Raw genomic sequence first — 14686 nt, forward strand, 5'->3', positions numbered from 1 at the left:
GACGGAACACGATGTTATGGACGATTTGCAATCCTTCGCCGCCGATTTCATCCAGGCGAACCGCATTCTGAAGATCGTCTCGCCGCTCGGCGAGGACCAGCTTCTGCCGGAGCGGGTGACGATCGAGGAAGGCATTTCTTCGCTCTTCGAGATCAAGCTTTCGGCGCGCGCGAAGAAGCCGTCGGTCAAGCCGGAGGAACTGATCGGCCGGCTGATGGATATCTCCGTCGAGGTGCAGCAGGGCGATGGTGAAGGCGCCGTGCGCCGGCCGTTCAACGGCCTGGTGACCGAACTGAACGAGGGGCCGCCGATCACCCGCGGCCTCAGATCCTATTCCATGGTGCTGCGCCCGCAGATGTGGCTCTTATCGCGCCGTTCCGACTGCCGCATCTGGATGGACAAGACCTCGATCGACATCGTCGAGACGCTGTTTTCCGAGCACGGCATCCCGGCGCCGGACACATCGGGCGTCATCACGCCACCGCCGCCGCAGCATTATTCCGTGCAGTGGAACGAGACGGACCTTGCCTATCTCACCCGCCGCTTCGAGGAAGACGGCCTTTTCTACTGGTTCTCGCACGAGGACGGCAAACACAAGCTGCATGTGGCCGACAGCGCAAGATCCTGGCTCGGCCCGTCGCCTTCGGCGCAGGGCGAGGGCCGGGTTCGCCTGGCGCAGGGCTCGGCCGACCGCAACCATATCACCGAGTGGAGCCGGCGCTATTCCTACGTGCCGGGCCAGCGGGCGGGTGCGGACTGGAACTTCGAGACGCCACGCATGGTGCCGGGCACCATGACCCCGTCGCTCGTGCAGATGCCGGAGGCCACCAAGCGCGAGCTTTACGAATACCCGGCGCGCATCTCCTCGGTAGCCGAGGCGGAGCGGGCGGAAAAACTCCGGATGCAGGCTTCCGAAGCCGACCACGACCGCGTCTTCGGCGGTTCGACGTCCCGCATTCTAGAGGCCGGGCGCCGCTTCACCCCTTATGAGGTCGCCCATCCCGACCATGTCTATGAGGAGCATGTCGTGGTCAAGGCGGTCCATACCGTCGTCGACCGCTCCTATGAGACCAACAGCAACGAGCCCGAATATACCAACACCTTCGAGGCGGTGCCGTCACGCGTGCCGATGACGCCGCATCGCGAGACGAAGCGGCCGCGCATCGAGGGAGCGCAGGTGGCGATCGTCGCCGGCCCCGCCGGCGAGGAGATCCACCCAGACCAGTACGGCCGCATCAAGCTGTGGTTCCCCTGGGACCGCAAAGCGAAGAAGGACGGCTCCGACACCTGCTGGGTGCGCGTCAGCCAGGTCTGGGGCGGCGGCACCTGGGGCGCCCAGGTTATTCCGCGCATCGGCATGGAGGTGATGGTCGCCTTCGTCGATGGCGACCCCGACCGGCCGCTGGTGACCGGCGTTGTGCCCAATCCCAGCAACACGGTCCCTTACGATCTGCCGGCTAATAAGACGCGCATGGTCATGCGTTCCAACACCCATAAGGGCACCGGCTTCAACGAAATGACGTTCGAGGACGAGGCCGGCCAGGAGAATATGTTCTTCCATGCGCAGAAGGACCAGACGACGCGGGTGCTGAACGACCGCACCAAACGCGTCGATCGGCACGAGGTGTCGGCGATCGGCGGCAATCGCGCGGTGGAAGTCAGTGGTAATCAGAAACACGAGGTCGGCGGCTCGATGAACACCGTCGTCGGCGGCACCGGGCCGATGGCGATGGCGTTGATGGGTTCAGTGCAGGGAATGGCGGGACAGACGGCGAGCCTGCTTTCACAGGCTGGTCAGATTGCCGGAGGCGGTGGGCCTGGCCTCGGTGCTTTTGTCGGTACGCTTGCTTCCTCTGCGCTGGGCTTCCTGAGTATTGGCGGGCTTGGTAGCCGCCAGGGCGTCGTCTCAGGTCCCAGCCCCCGCTCCGATGCGGGCACGGCTCTTGCCGGGTCCGGTACCGGCGTCGGGGAGGACGCCTCAAACCTGTTTCCGTTGCCAGGCATCATGAACACGATTGTCGGATCATTTCAGTCCACCAGCGTCGGTGTGGCGAAGGCCGAACAGATTGGCGTGAGCAAGGTCACCAATATCGGCCAGACGGAGATGATCAACGTCGGCAAGCAGCAGAACCTGGCGATCGGAAAGGTACAGAGCATCACGATCGGCGAGGAGCAAAACACTAATATCGGAAAGGCTCAAGGCACGGTCGTCGGCGAGAAAATCACCGTGAATGTCGGGAAGCTCTATGGCCTCGTAGCAGGTGAAAAATACCGCGGTGAATCAAAGGTCTGGGAGGTGTTCGCAGAAGACAAGATCTTCCTGTCCGCCCCCGGAGGCTACATCGAAATCAACAAGACCGGCATCCGCCTTTACGCATTGAAAATCGATATCGAAGGCAATCAAATCAACTTCAAGAAAGGCGGTCCTGGGCAGGAGCCGTCTTGCCTGCGGCAGATGTCGAAGTCGTCCACCCCGTTTGTAAGGATCTGATGATGGAAGCAACCCCAGTAATCGATCTGCCGGACATCGCCGAGTCTGCTGGAGTTCTAAGGAAGGCTGTCGATGAGATGAACGGGCCTGTCGTCGTGGTGCTGGACGGCGGCGCCTTTGACGATCTGCCGGATGCACTTGCCTCCGAAGCAATCTCCTGCCGCTCGCTGTTCCTGGAGGGGGTACCTCTCGATTTTCGTCGTGCAGGACCATGGATGGCCGAGGCGTTGTCGGCATCGATGCGATCACATGTCGAATGGCTCGATACGCATCACAACTGCGCGGTCTATTGGTCGTGCCCCGCAGGACCGGACGCGCTCTATCGCCACCTCAGGACGCTGAACGAGGTCATGATCCCGCGCGAAGATGGGGAGGACAGACAGCAGGGTGGGGCACAACAGCAGCGTTACGAGCGGGTTCTCTTCCGCCATTGGGATCCAAACGTCCTCGGCGCGGTGCTGCCGATCCTGACGAGAGCGCAGTTCGCCCGTTTTCTGGGACCAGCAGATAGCGTCGTCTTCAATGGGCCTGATTACGGGGGCGTCCGACGGGCGCGCAAGGCCGACAACATGCCGGATGCGGCGATCGGCCCGCTTCGGCTGGAGCCGGACCAGATGGAAAGGTTGAAGGCCGCCATGCTGCACTCATCGCGGCTGCGGATTGCCCGTTACCTAAAGAAGAATACACCGCCACATTTTTCGGGCGTGGACGACGACTTCGTGTGGGGAGCCACACTGGCCAGCGAAAGAACGGCCGATGAGCTTAAAATTCGGACCGAGCGAGGACGTGCGCGCTGGGCATATGTAATGGTCGTGTCGGACGGCAAGGCGGCGGATCTTCCGGAAGTTCGAAGCTTCATCCAGGAAAAGGGAGCGTCGCCGGACACCCGGGTCAAGGAACTGATCGGTCACACGGTTGACGCGCTACGTTTCGGCAACGTCCTTAATGGTGCGGCATCATGACCTCAGTGGCGGCAGGAACTGTAGGCCAGATCGGCGGCCAAATCGCGGGCGGCGCTCTGGGTGGAGCTATCGGAGGCGTTTTCGGCGGGCCGGTTGGAGCCTGGATCGGTCGCGCGATCGGGTCGAGAGTCGGAGGCATGGCCGGCCGCGCGGCCGCGGAAGCCATCGCGAGCTACATGGAAGGCGCTAACGAAGCCGCCGAGACCGAGACCAAGGAGCAGGAAGCGGCCAAACCGTGTGTCGACTGTGGCGAGATCGACTGCTTCAATCCGCCGGAAGGGTCGACGCCAGAGCAGATCGAGGAATTCAAGCGCCAGCTCAAAGAGCAGCAGGACGCAATCAATGAGATCCCGCCGGATACGCTTGTTAAAAATATGGATACTTACGAGGACCTCGGTCGAGGCGCCAAGGATGCTGTGGATCGGGCGAACGCCCGGGAAGCCTGGATCAAGAATAGAGCTGCAGAAATCGTGAAGCAGGATCCTAGCACGACGGCGAAAGCTGCTAGGGAAGCGGCGGCGAATGATATCAAGACGATGGATGTCATTCACACGCCGGATTTGTCCGCCGGTGGTACGGGACGGCTCTCGACGGAAAACGGCGGCATGGGTCCGAGGTCTACTAATCGGTCGATCGGTTCGCAGTGGTCCAAAACAGGGCCTAATTCCGACAAGACAAGGTTGCAGCAACTCAAGGAGCATGCGCAAAAGGCCAAGGAAAAAGGCGAGCGTACCAATGCCGACTTGAAAATCTGCGAGGATGGCAAATCTTCCAAATCGGGCAAGAAGTCCGGGGGCTCCAGCGGCGGCGCAGGTAAGGGACAAGGTGGTCCCGGCAATATTCCCATGTCATAGTCCCCAGCCACTGGATTTTCTGGGTATGTCTGTTTTTTATTGGAGGTCGCGTGAATAACTATCAAGCAAGGCTCGATTCTATCGTCCAGGACTTTGGCTCCCCAGAAAGTGGGGCTGCGGAGCCTGATCTCGGACACTATCGCGGCAAGGTTCCGGAGGCGATGATTGACTTTTGGCAGCAGAATGGCATCGGTGCTGTTCTCGATGGCTATTTTCAATTCTGCGATCCTGGCCAGTATAGCGGCATCTTGAAGCTCGTCTTCGATGGTGACACCGATATCCGTGCCGAGCAAACCCACGCTCTGGGTTTCGGCGCGTTCGGAACGATCATCGCATGGAATGAAGTTCATCAAGACGTGACCATCGATCTGGTGAAGGGGCAGGTTTCATGTTCGGCGCTGGTCAACGGCAAAAGATACGACCCCAATCTTGCGGTTACTGGCCAGTTGATGCTGATCGACGATCCGACTCTCGACGAATACGATGCCAACGCCAAGAAGCTTTTCAAGCGGGCGCGTTCCAAACTCGGCAAGCTCGGCGTAGGGCAGATCTATGGATTTAAGCCGATCCTGGCGCTCGGCGGGAGCAGGGCTCTCGCCAATTTGTCGATCTACGAAGCGATGCCCCATATGGCGATCTTGGCGCAGGCGCACGAGATGCACTTGATGGACAATGCTACTTTCCCGCCGCAGCCGGTGCGCGTGATCGGAGGCTGATGCCAGACGCCTGTTTGAGCAGTTCGCAGGCCAAAGGCTTGTGGCTCGAAGCAGGTTTGTCGGTCTCAAAACGAGGAGTTCTAGAATGGTCGGGAGTCCAGTCACGCTCAAAGGCCATATGCATGTCTGCCCGATGGTCGATCCCGGTCCAAGGCCGCATGCTGGAGGGCCGGTGTCGTTGACATCTCAATCTTTCGTCTGCGTCGAAGGCGTGCCAATCGCAACGGTCGGCGACAAATGCACATGCACGGGCGTTCCGACGACGGCCGGTATTACAAGTGGATCGTCGATCGCCAATATCGGCGGCCAGAAGGTCGCCCGCTTCGGCGATGCCTGCGAGCATGGCGGCCGGCTGGTCCAAGGCATTCCTTGGCTAACATTCGATTAGTACGCGGCGGTCGCCCACGACATCTTCGTTATCGCGACAAACCGGGGACGGCGCGCGGGATAAAATTGGGAACTGTCGAGAACATCTGCGAACCGATCGGGCGTGCCGCGCATGTTCGCTGCGAAGGTTCGCCAGTGTATCCCGGCGGGTCGCAACAACAACAAATAACCCGCTCCAGGTGCCGTCGATGCGCCGCACAGGGATTTGGGCTGCGATTGTCGATGCATTGACTTCCGGCGGGGGGCACGCGGGCGCAAATAGAGACAATGTTGTCCGAGCTGGCCAAACAATATCCGCCGTTGCCTGGTGATACGCTTCACGCGTTGCGGACAGGTGCTAAGAGAGGTGCAAATGCAAGACCTTAAGAGCGCGAACAGCACGATCGAATTCACTCGCGCCTGTGCCCGCTCCGACGACGTCGTTATAGTCAATGCCGTCATGACAGGGTCTGACGTATATACTCCTGAATCCCGTATATTCCGCTTTGAACACGACGCTCGGATCGGAGAGCAATGGTATTTCGACGACTTCGATTTCCATATGCAGGACATCATCTTGTTCAGAAATCCGGAAATCGACGCTACGGCAGACTATCTCACCTACCTGTCGTCTGAAGGTGACGTTTACCATGGTTGGTGGAAAGGAACTTTCGCGAAAAAATCCCTGGCGCGGGAACCTGGGTCACCGACGCCAAAGGACATGGACGAATGTCTGCCATCACCCAGGTCGGCGACAAACTCTATGCATGTGGTCAGGGCGGTCAAATATATCGGCGACAGGGTCGAGACAATTGGAACCTGCTGACCCATAAATTGCTGTTCGACATGGCCAGTTATCAAAAGAAAAAAGAAGGGCGGCCTCGCACTGATGATCCCGGTTACCTCTCGTGGCTAAGAGAGTTTCAGCAACAAGCGCCCAAGAACATCTCCTTGAATGCGATAAAAGGCTTATCAGAGGATGCGATATATGTGTGTGGATCAGAAGGGACACGGCCGGTCCTCTATTTCTGGGACGGCTCGGCGCTTCACGAACTCAAGGTTCATCTTGCAGAAGCTGCGTTGACGGGCATCTACATCGAGCATGTGGATAGCGTCTGGATCTGCGGACGCGAAGGCGTGCTGCTGCACGGCAGCTACGCACGCGGGTTCACGCCTGTCAACCTGCGTCGACAGCTCAATCTTTTTCACATGATCACGCCCTATCGAAGCAAGCTAATATTGCCTTCGAGCGTTCGACCGGGCGGCCTATTCGAACTCGCTCCCGGCACGTCCGATCTGCGTCGTTTTTCTCCCGCGCTGCCGAAGCTGCGCGGTGAATATATTTTCTATGCCGGGCTGTCGGCGATGTTCTTTGGGTGTTGGTCAGAAGGATATTCTGCGGCTCGATGGGAATGAATGGGGGATCGAGCATCCTGATCTTTAGAGCGAGGTGGTGACGCCAAAGGACTGCCCTGACCATGTCGAGCAACCCGAGCCAATATGTCTGTTACACCTCGGCGCCCCCTGTCGGAAGTACTGGATGAATGCGGGCCACGCAAAGACGGTACGGCGGTTTCTGCTTCGCAGGCTGAGGGATATCGCGGGAAGCTGCCTGACGCCATGGTTGATTTCTGGATCGAACATGGTCGCGGACAGTAACAAGGGTCTTTTCTGGATCTGCGATCCCGAGCCGATCATGCCTGTTTTGCACGTGTTGTTTGCCAGTGATCCGGAATTCGATGCCGGGAAAATGGTGCCATTCATGCGTGATGCATTCGGCGAAGTCAGTGTCTGGCATCCCAAGTTCAAGCTGATCACGCTCAATATGAATCGTGGAACCGTCACCACCACCGACATTACCACCCAGGTCATTGAGGGTGTCCCACCCCTCGATGATGATATGGCGGTAGCTTCCGCCGTGGACGCCAGTGTGTTCGATGGTCATGGCTGGGTGGATGCGAGAACCGGCAAGCCCGTTCGATGCCGCGCGCAGACGGCTCGGGCTGATCGGTGCCGATCAAGTGTATACCATGGTCCCACATTTCCGCCTCGGCGGTACTCTGTCGCAGTTGAGCGGGGTATTCCGCCGAGAGGATGTGGCGGATATCCAGGCCTCAGGTTACCCCGGTGGTGCTGTTATTCCCTGGGCGGCGGAAGACTTGCATCTCTACGATCTCGATACGCTGCAGGAGCATCAAGTCGGCTACCGGATCGATGCTAAAGGTGGTTCGGCCTCTGCCGGCTGGCCTGACGTTTGCTACGTTTTCGCAGACGCGAGTGCAAATCCATTCGTCCCTACTTCCGATGGTGCAGTGCATTTTACCCGCCATGGCGCCGGAAGCTCGCGTTTCGAAAGGATCGCCGATGATCTGCCGACCTTCATCGAAGATCATTGCGGAATGGATAACGTTCTTCGTGGTGGAGAACGGCAGAAACATCACGGACGACGATTTCGAAGTGTTGCCCGAAAAAATGGCCGATATTGGCACAAGAGTTTTGGCGAAGCTCGATGACCACGGAAAGGCCGCCGCCTTTATCAAGGCGTTGGGAATCTAGATTGTAGCTGGGGGCGTCTGGGACGGGTGAAGAAGAAATGCGCGAAGCAGGAGGACGCAAGGGCCGCAACTCTGATTGCCGATGGTCGAACCGGAGCCGAAGCCGCATGTGGGCGGCCTGATCTCGGAAACGCGGACACTGGCGACGGTGGAAGAGGTTCCCGGTTGCAGTCGTCGGGAGCCGACATCAGGGTTGGCCGCAGGCGGGCGGCAGCAAAGCTCATCGCCTGATGACTGGAGAGCTGAATTGGGAGCCAATGCCGTAATCCGTCGCCCGCCTCGTCGAGGCGCTTAGTTTCTGATGGTACGGACGTAGCATCGCAGCGCGCTCCAACCGACCAGCGCGGGAGAGTGTGGCTCTGTGGGTGCATGCGCAGCTGCCGGCGCCCTGATCCAATTCGCGCCGCTTAGTCATGATCAAAAAGCGCAGAGACTATCCGCTCTGCGCGAAAAAGAGCCAGCCTGCGGAGGCGGTGAAGGATTTCGTTAAGCGTTACCGCCTTGGATGGGGTCGCTTCTGTCACCCAGCTTTGCTCGAATGTGGCGGCGGCGAGATCGGTCGGCAGGCTTATGGGAATACGACATGGTTCATAGCAGTTTTGCTCTCATGCCCCACTGCGGGTCCTGCGGCAACGGTGTTTCCTTCTAGGGCCGGTGCGCATGGTCGAGACAACGAACGGCCCCGGCCAGGGTATGAAGTATCGCGACCGCGAGGCCGGGGAAGCGGTGACCGATCCCGATCAGAAAGCCAGATTCTGTGCTGAAATCGCGGCATTGGTCCCTGCCGTCATCTGCGGTGATCTGACGAGGCGCATGAGTGACGACTATGCGGATTCGGATTTTCGCCGTTCGGCAACCATTCTCAATGAACTGGTCGCGGTGATTCATGACAATCTGTCCGATTTCAATGCGGCGATGGCCGCTCTCTCTCAAGGGGATCTCCAGGCCGGCATGCGGGACAAACATCGCGGCGCGTTTGGACAGTTGCAAAAGAATTTCAATCTGGCTCTGGCGACGGTCCGCACGGTGCTTGGCGAACAAGGCTCCGATCAGTCGCGGAGAGGGCGACGAAGTTCCGCCGCATGCTCGCGCGCTCCGGATCGAATGAGGTCGCTTTCGAAATCCGGGCCTCCGACGAGGATTCTCGGCCGATTCCTTCGCCGCCGCACGATCTCTGGCTGACGCTTGCCGAGGCTCTGGCGCGCTTGTCGGTCTGAGTGCAAACGCACCACGATGGACTAACCTCTGCAGTTCGACATTGCCTTTCCCTTGGAAGGGCCGATTGTTAATGTCGCCTCGAAATGTCTTTGAGACCGAGGAGATATCCTGTTCTTGATTGGAGGTCGCGTGAACAACTACCAAGCAAGGCTCGATTCCATCGTCGAGGACTTCGGCGCCCCGGAAAGCGGGACTGCCGCCCCTGATGTCGGATCCTATCAGGACAAGGTACCGGAGGCGCTGATCGACTTCTGGCAGCAGAATGGCATCGGTACCATTCTCGACGGCTATTTCCAACTCTGCGATCCTGCCCGATATAGCGGCATCCTGAAACTCGTCTTCGCTGGTGCCCCCCATTATCCATCCCGAGCAGACGCATGTCCTGGGCTTCGGCGCATTCGGAAGGATCATCGCGTGGAATGAAGTTCATCAGAATGTGACCATCGATCTTGTGAAGGGACAGGTGTCGTGCCAGGCGCTGGTCAACGGCAAGACCTACGATCCTAATCTTGCCGTTACCAGCGAATTGATGCTGCTCGACAGTCCGACATTCGACGAATACGATGCCGACGCCCAAAAGCTTTTCAAGCCGGCGCGTTCAAAGCTTGGCAAGCTCGGCGTGGGGCAGATCTATGGGTTCAAACCAATCCTGGCGCTGGGCGGCAACCGGGATTTGGCAAATCTGGTGATCTGCGAAGCGTTGCCGCATATTGGATCTTGGCGCAAGCGCATGAGATGCTATTGATGGACAACGCCTCTTTCCCACCGCAGTCGGTACGTCCGATCGGAAGCTGATGCTAGGCGCCGGCTTGAGCAGAGGGAGCCAAGGCTTTTCATGGAGCAATATCGGGAAAAACTGGAGGCCGTAATAGCCAAGTTCACTGCCGCTGGGGCCGAGAAGGGCCACGGCGGTGCGGCGGATCCGCGCAAGTACGAAGGACGCCTCCCCACATCGGTCTTCCAACTCTGGGAAAGGCTCGGCTTCGGTGTTTTTCTGGACGGCTATTTTCAACTTTGCGACCCGGACACCTACCGTCCGATCCTTGATCAGGCACTGGGGCGCGACTCTGATCTAGAGCCAAGCCGGACACATCCGGTCGGCTTCAGCGCATTTGGCGAAATCATCGCCTGGAACGAGGACCACCGTGATGTCCGGGTCAATCTCGTTGACGGCCAGGTATCCTGCCGTTGGCTTTTTGCGCCCAAGAGTGGAATCGATCCAAATATAACGCTTTTGACGCGCCTGCTGCTGGCCGACGACGCTTCCTTCGATCCACTCGACGCGAAGGGGAAGCCACTTTTCAAGTCCGCCCGGTCGCGGCTCGGCAAAGTGGGGCCTGGGCATATGTACGGCTTCAAACCTATTCTCGCTTTCGGCGGCAATCGCACCGCCGCTTCGCTCGTTGCCTGCGAAGCCTTGCCACATATGAGCATTCTGGCGCAGGCACAGAACCTCAAACTCATGGGCATGAATTCATATCCGCCGCGTGTGGTGCGGACGATCGGGTGATCGGCGACCGGCGCCTGCGTTGTTTGCATGAGCCCGAAAGATAAGGCAACAATAATGAGCGAACTTTTCGTTACCTATCAAAATGCTTTGAAGAATTTTGGCGAACCGCAGGGCGGATCATCGTTGCCGCCAGCTATCTTGGATGCCTACCGCGGTCGTATTCCGGATAGTTTTCTTGACTTTATGAGCCTTTATCCCGCTGGAAAATGGCTCCAGGGCTATTTCCAGTTCTGCAATCCGGAGGAGTATAAATCGGTCCTGGCGCTAATTCTTGGCGGCGATGAGGACCTGAAGCCGGAGCGAACGCATGTTCTCGGATTTTCGGCTTTCGGGGAGATAGTCGCCTGGAACGAAGATTATAAAACCATCAAAATCAATATGCTTTATGGACGCGTCAGCTGCTCGGAATTGTTTTCGCCCGAGCCTGATATGGACTCTAAAATCACGTTGGGCATCGTGATCGGCAATGTGAACGCAGAGTCCTACGACAATCCCGACGAGCAGGGAAAGCCGATGTTCAAACGTCTCCTCAGCGCACATGGCGAATTGGAGGTGGGGCAAATCTATGCGCCCAAACTCCACCCGGCTCTGGGCGGGCCGATCACTATCGACAACCTCCGCCCGGCAGGCGCACTCGCGGCGATGACGATTGCGGCCCAAGCAGCGCCCTTCACTCTTTACAACACCACCATACCTGCGGTCCCGGCGGTGCGCGACGTAGGTGCATAAAGGAGGTAAGTCGGAGTCCTATGGCTTGATTAACCTCCGACCGGCGCATCACCTCGCATCAGTCCGAGCGATTTCAGCTCCTCCCAAAGCTCGCGAGGGATATGTCTGTTCCGCGCCCGGTCGTTTGACGCCACTTGATCGATCGACTGGCCGCCTGGGATGACGGAAACGACAGCCGGATGGAAGAGTGGAAAGTTGAGAGCCGCGTCCGAGAGGGCGAGATTGTATTTCAGGCAGACGTGCTCGATACGCCGGACTTTGTCGAGGATGTGTGACGGGGCGTCGGAGTAATTATATTGCGCGCCGGCAATCGGGCCTGTCGCCAGTATGCCGGAATTATAGGGCCCGCCGAGCACGATGCCGATATTGCGGGCGACGCACATGGGAAGGAAGGATTCCAGCGCCTCCTGCTCGAGTAGAGTATAGCGTCCGGCAAGCAGAAACAGGTCGAAGTCGCCTCGCTCGGCAAGCGTCTGGCACATCTCCCACTCGTTTATTCCGCCACCGATGGCTTTCACCACTCCCTGGTCGCGCAGCGAGATCATGGCCTGATACCCACCGCTCATGAATTGTTCGACATATTGCTCGCAGACCGCCTGGGTGCCGTGATTGAAGACATCCAGATCGTGCACGAACAGAATATCGAAGCTGTCGAGCCCCGTGCGCTCGAACGAGGCTTCGAAAGATCGCATGACTCCATCGTAGCTGTAGTCGAAAACCTCTCGGCGATTGGGAGTGTCGAAGAATTTGCCGATGCCGGTCCGCTGTTCGGGTCGGCAGACTTTGAGGAGCCTGCCGACTTTGGTCGACACCACGAAGTCTCTGCGCTGTTTCGTTGCGAGGAACCGGCCAACCCGCCTCTCGGCGAGGCCAAGCCCGTAGAGCGGCGCGGTGTCGAAGTAGCGGATGCCGTGTTGCCAGGCCGCATCCAAGACTACTTCCGCCTCCTCATCGGTTATCGCCCGATAAAGATTGCCGAGCGGTGCGGTGCCGAACCCGAGTTCTGTAAAGGCCAGCCCGCCGTCGCCCCTGCGATCCCAATGTCGCGTCCTCATGTCAAGGCTCCGCATTCCATATTCGTTTGCTGCTCGTGCTCGACACTGCATTCTAACCAATAACGCTTCTGGGTGGAATCGAGCCTGAGAAACCTCGGTCTGCGATGGTCCCGGACAAGGGCGCCTCATCCAGCCGGATCCCGCAGAAGAGCGGTATATTCGGTGCATTCGCCGGTGAATGGCGCAACCAGCTGTCCGACTTAACGAAGCCCAAACCAGTGTTGTCGTATGACATGTTTGTTACATGGTTTGGAAGGTGGACCCAACGCGGTGAATGGCATCTGGACGCAATTTGGTGGCAACCTTTCCTTCGTGTCTCTGGCGATGTCGCTCTGGGCGCTCTTTTCGATCCAGTTTCAGCGTCGTTCCTTCACGCAGGAGAAGATCGCGTTCGGGATAATAGCCGGCGGCGCCTCCATCGGATCCATATTGCTCGCGATCGAGTTTCATCCCGGCATCTATATCGACCTCAGATTTTCGCCGCTTGCATTGGCCGGCATGTTCGGGGGGCCGATTGCGGCGGCTTTTGCCGCATCGCTGGCGATCGCCTTCCGTTTTGCCGTCGGCGGCACGGCGATGGTCGATGGGATTATTACCATTGCATTCGCGGCTGGCATCGGCGTGGCCGGCCATTTCTGGACCCGCAAGAGATCTCCTAGCTTCACCGACGTTGTTCTGCTCGGCGTTGCCCTTGGCGCCACTCTGGTTGCCGCAATGGCCTTGCTTCCCACCCTTGTGACCGCCCGCGTGCTGGCCGGAGTGGGGTTTCCGCTGACGGCCTTGAATTGTCTGGCAACCGTTCTGGGCGGCTTTGTCCTCCTGAAGACGCAACGATGGGAGCTCGAACGCAGCATTTTGGTGACGGCATTTTCGCAATCGCCGGACTATCTCTATGTGAAGGATCGGAACAGCCGCTTCATCACCGTCAATGAAAACATGACACGCCTCTTCCGTTTCAGAACGACGGCGGAGATGACCGGATTGTCGGATTTCAATCTGATGTCGCAGCCGCTCGCAGAAGAATTGTATCATCTCGAGCAGCAGGTGATGGAGACAGGGACGCCGCTGATCGACTCCACCGAGCGGATCGAAGGCCGTTTCCTGCTCGCTTCCAAAGTGCCGCTCAGGGACAAGCAGGGACGGATCATCGGCCTTGCAGGCGTGACGCGTGATGTGACCGAGCGCACAGCGCTGGAGCGGGAGCTGCGCGAAAGCAAGAACCTGCTGTCACATGCGATGGCGAACATGTCCGACGGCATCGCGATGTACGACAGCAAAGGCTTTCTTCTGTTTTGCAATGATCAGTATCGCGACGCCTTCCCGCTGTCCGGCGATGGCCGCGTGGTCGGCGCGCACATCAGCGACATCCTGCGCCGCGTCGTCGAAACCGGCGAGCGGCCGGCTATCGCAGAGGGTGATCCGGAAGAGTGGATCAAGGCTGCCAGTGCGACGCTGCACAGCAATAAGGATGAAGAGGTTCAGCTTCACAACGGCGACTGGCGCGGCATCCGCACACGGATTGCGGGAGACGGTACGGCGATGGCCGTCGTCTCGGACATTACGGCGACCAAGCAGGCGGAAATCGCGCTCAGGCTGTCGGCGGAGCAATTGAAGAATCTTGCCGAGACCGACGGGCTTACCGGCATCGTCAATCGCCGCGCTTTCGACGAAGCCTTCGCGCGTGAGACTGCGGGCAGCGCCAGGAAAAACACGCCTTTCAGCCTGTTGATGGTCGATATCGATCGCTTCAAAGCCTATAACGATACCTATGGCCATCCCGCCGGCGACCAATGCCTGCGCGTCGTCAGCAAGTGTCTGCGCCAGTCCGTCAGTCGGCCGGCGGACATCGTCGCGCGCTACGGCGGAGAGGAATTCGCCGTGTTCCTTCCCGATACCAGTGCCAAGGGGGCGATGATCGTCGCCGAACAATTCGCGCGACGCCTCGCCCAGGAGAATATCATTCATTCCGGCAGCGAATTCGGCCGGGTCACCGCCAGCATCGGCCTATCCTGCGCGACCGGCGCGACCCTGCGGACCAGCCCGAACCGGTTGCTGGCCGAGGCCGACGCCGCGCTCTATGAGGCCAAGACACACGGCCGCAACCGCATCCTGGCACATGCCCCCGAAAACGGGCATGCCATGAAGGAAACCGGTTAGACTCGAATCCCGACAAGGCTTCACTCTCTTGATAGGATTCTTCTATCGTGCCATCGCGCGCACGCCCTTGATG

General features: G+C 58.9%; 16 protein-coding genes and 1 pseudogene. 15 read left to right on the top strand and 2 right to left on the bottom strand.

Features of this window, described 5'->3' with window-relative positions; translation table 11 throughout:
• Nucleotides 1–16: 16 nt before the first annotated feature.
• The 9 genes and pseudogenes from tssI to GA0061105_RS33390 all read left to right on the top strand — a co-directional run bounded on the left by tssI (nucleotide 17) and on the right by GA0061105_RS33390 (nucleotide 7902).
• Entirely contained in the window at nucleotides 17–2491 is a 2475-nt protein-coding gene (gene tssI / locus GA0061105_RS14105) for a type VI secretion system tip protein TssI/VgrG (protein ID WP_092750820.1), read from the top strand.
• A 95-nt stretch (nucleotides 2492–2586) separates the two neighbouring features.
• Entirely contained in the window at nucleotides 2587–3453 is an 867-nt protein-coding gene (locus GA0061105_RS14110) for a DUF4123 domain-containing protein (protein WP_245304333.1), read from the top strand.
• Between the two features lie 137 nt (nucleotides 3454–3590).
• Entirely contained in the window at nucleotides 3591–4307 is a 717-nt protein-coding gene (locus GA0061105_RS14115; RefSeq protein WP_245304335.1) for a polymorphic toxin type 15 domain-containing protein, read from the top strand.
• 50 nt (nucleotides 4308–4357) lie between these two features.
• The gene (locus GA0061105_RS14120; RefSeq protein ID WP_092750826.1) at nucleotides 4358–5023 is read left to right on the top strand and encodes a GAD-like domain-containing protein; all 666 of its coding nucleotides are present in this window, start codon (nucleotides 4358–4360) and stop codon (nucleotides 5021–5023) included.
• Nucleotides 5024–5108: 85 nt separating this feature from the next.
• Nucleotides 5109–5411: a PAAR domain-containing protein gene (locus GA0061105_RS14125; RefSeq protein ID WP_092750828.1), complete on the top strand. Its 303-nt coding sequence runs from the start codon at nucleotides 5109–5111 to the stop codon at nucleotides 5409–5411.
• Nucleotides 5412–6118: 707 nt separating this feature from the next.
• Nucleotides 6119–6805, top strand: coding sequence for a hypothetical protein (locus tag GA0061105_RS32400; protein ID WP_141130204.1), 687 nt, complete (start codon nucleotides 6119–6121; stop codon nucleotides 6803–6805).
• An 84-nt stretch (nucleotides 6806–6889) separates the two neighbouring features.
• Nucleotides 6890–7048 carry a GAD-like domain-containing protein gene (locus GA0061105_RS33760; RefSeq protein ID WP_280949923.1) on the top strand — a complete coding sequence of 53 codons (159 nt, stop codon included), beginning with the start codon at nucleotides 6890–6892 and terminating at the stop codon, nucleotides 7046–7048.
• 37 nt (nucleotides 7049–7085) lie between these two features.
• Nucleotides 7086–7154 (top strand): annotated as a pseudogene (locus tag GA0061105_RS33765) (hypothetical protein); the annotation flags it as partial.
• Between the two features lie 190 nt (nucleotides 7155–7344).
• Nucleotides 7345–7902 carry a hypothetical protein gene (locus GA0061105_RS33390; protein WP_245304342.1) on the top strand — a complete coding sequence of 186 codons (558 nt, stop codon included), beginning with the start codon at nucleotides 7345–7347 and terminating at the stop codon, nucleotides 7900–7902.
• Between the two features lie 687 nt (nucleotides 7903–8589).
• Here GA0061105_RS33390 and GA0061105_RS33395 read toward each other — a convergent pair.
• Complete coding sequence (locus tag GA0061105_RS33395; RefSeq protein ID WP_245304337.1) at nucleotides 8590–8985, bottom strand: hypothetical protein; 396 nt, start codon at nucleotides 8983–8985, stop codon at nucleotides 8590–8592.
• Nucleotides 8986–9026: 41 nt separating this feature from the next.
• On the opposite strand from GA0061105_RS33395, the gene GA0061105_RS33770 reads away from it, so the two are divergent.
• From GA0061105_RS33770 to GA0061105_RS14165, 5 genes are all read left to right on the top strand, one after another.
• Entirely contained in the window at nucleotides 9027–9161 is a 135-nt protein-coding gene (locus tag GA0061105_RS33770; protein WP_280949924.1) for a hypothetical protein, read from the top strand.
• A gap of 130 nt (nucleotides 9162–9291) precedes the next feature.
• Complete coding sequence (locus GA0061105_RS14150) at nucleotides 9292–9585, top strand: GAD-like domain-containing protein (RefSeq protein WP_167358552.1); 294 nt, start codon at nucleotides 9292–9294, stop codon at nucleotides 9583–9585.
• A gap of 13 nt (nucleotides 9586–9598) precedes the next feature.
• The gene (locus tag GA0061105_RS14155; RefSeq protein ID WP_092750835.1) at nucleotides 9599–9907 is read left to right on the top strand and encodes a T6SS immunity protein Tdi1 domain-containing protein; all 309 of its coding nucleotides are present in this window, start codon (nucleotides 9599–9601) and stop codon (nucleotides 9905–9907) included.
• Nucleotides 9908–9997: 90 nt separating this feature from the next.
• Complete coding sequence (locus GA0061105_RS14160) at nucleotides 9998–10672, top strand: GAD-like domain-containing protein (protein WP_092750837.1); 675 nt, start codon at nucleotides 9998–10000, stop codon at nucleotides 10670–10672.
• Nucleotides 10673–10726: 54 nt separating this feature from the next.
• Nucleotides 10727–11401 (top strand): GAD-like domain-containing protein, encoded by a 675-nt coding sequence (locus tag GA0061105_RS14165; protein ID WP_092750838.1) that lies wholly within the window; start codon nucleotides 10727–10729, stop codon nucleotides 11399–11401.
• A 29-nt stretch (nucleotides 11402–11430) separates the two neighbouring features.
• Here GA0061105_RS14165 and GA0061105_RS14170 read toward each other — a convergent pair whose 3' ends face one another.
• Complete coding sequence (locus tag GA0061105_RS14170) at nucleotides 11431–12456, bottom strand: aldo/keto reductase (protein WP_092750840.1); 1026 nt, start codon at nucleotides 12454–12456, stop codon at nucleotides 11431–11433.
• Between the two features lie 228 nt (nucleotides 12457–12684).
• Between GA0061105_RS14170 and GA0061105_RS14175 the strand changes: the two genes are divergently transcribed.
• Nucleotides 12685–14613 carry a diguanylate cyclase gene (locus tag GA0061105_RS14175; RefSeq protein ID WP_208601647.1) on the top strand — a complete coding sequence of 643 codons (1929 nt, stop codon included), beginning with the start codon at nucleotides 12685–12687 and terminating at the stop codon, nucleotides 14611–14613.
• The last annotated feature ends 73 nt before the right edge of the window (nucleotides 14614–14686 follow it).

It is taken from the genome of Rhizobium aethiopicum (assembly GCF_900094625.1).
GTDB classification, from domain to species: Bacteria; Pseudomonadota; Alphaproteobacteria; order Rhizobiales; family Rhizobiaceae; genus Rhizobium; species Rhizobium aethiopicum.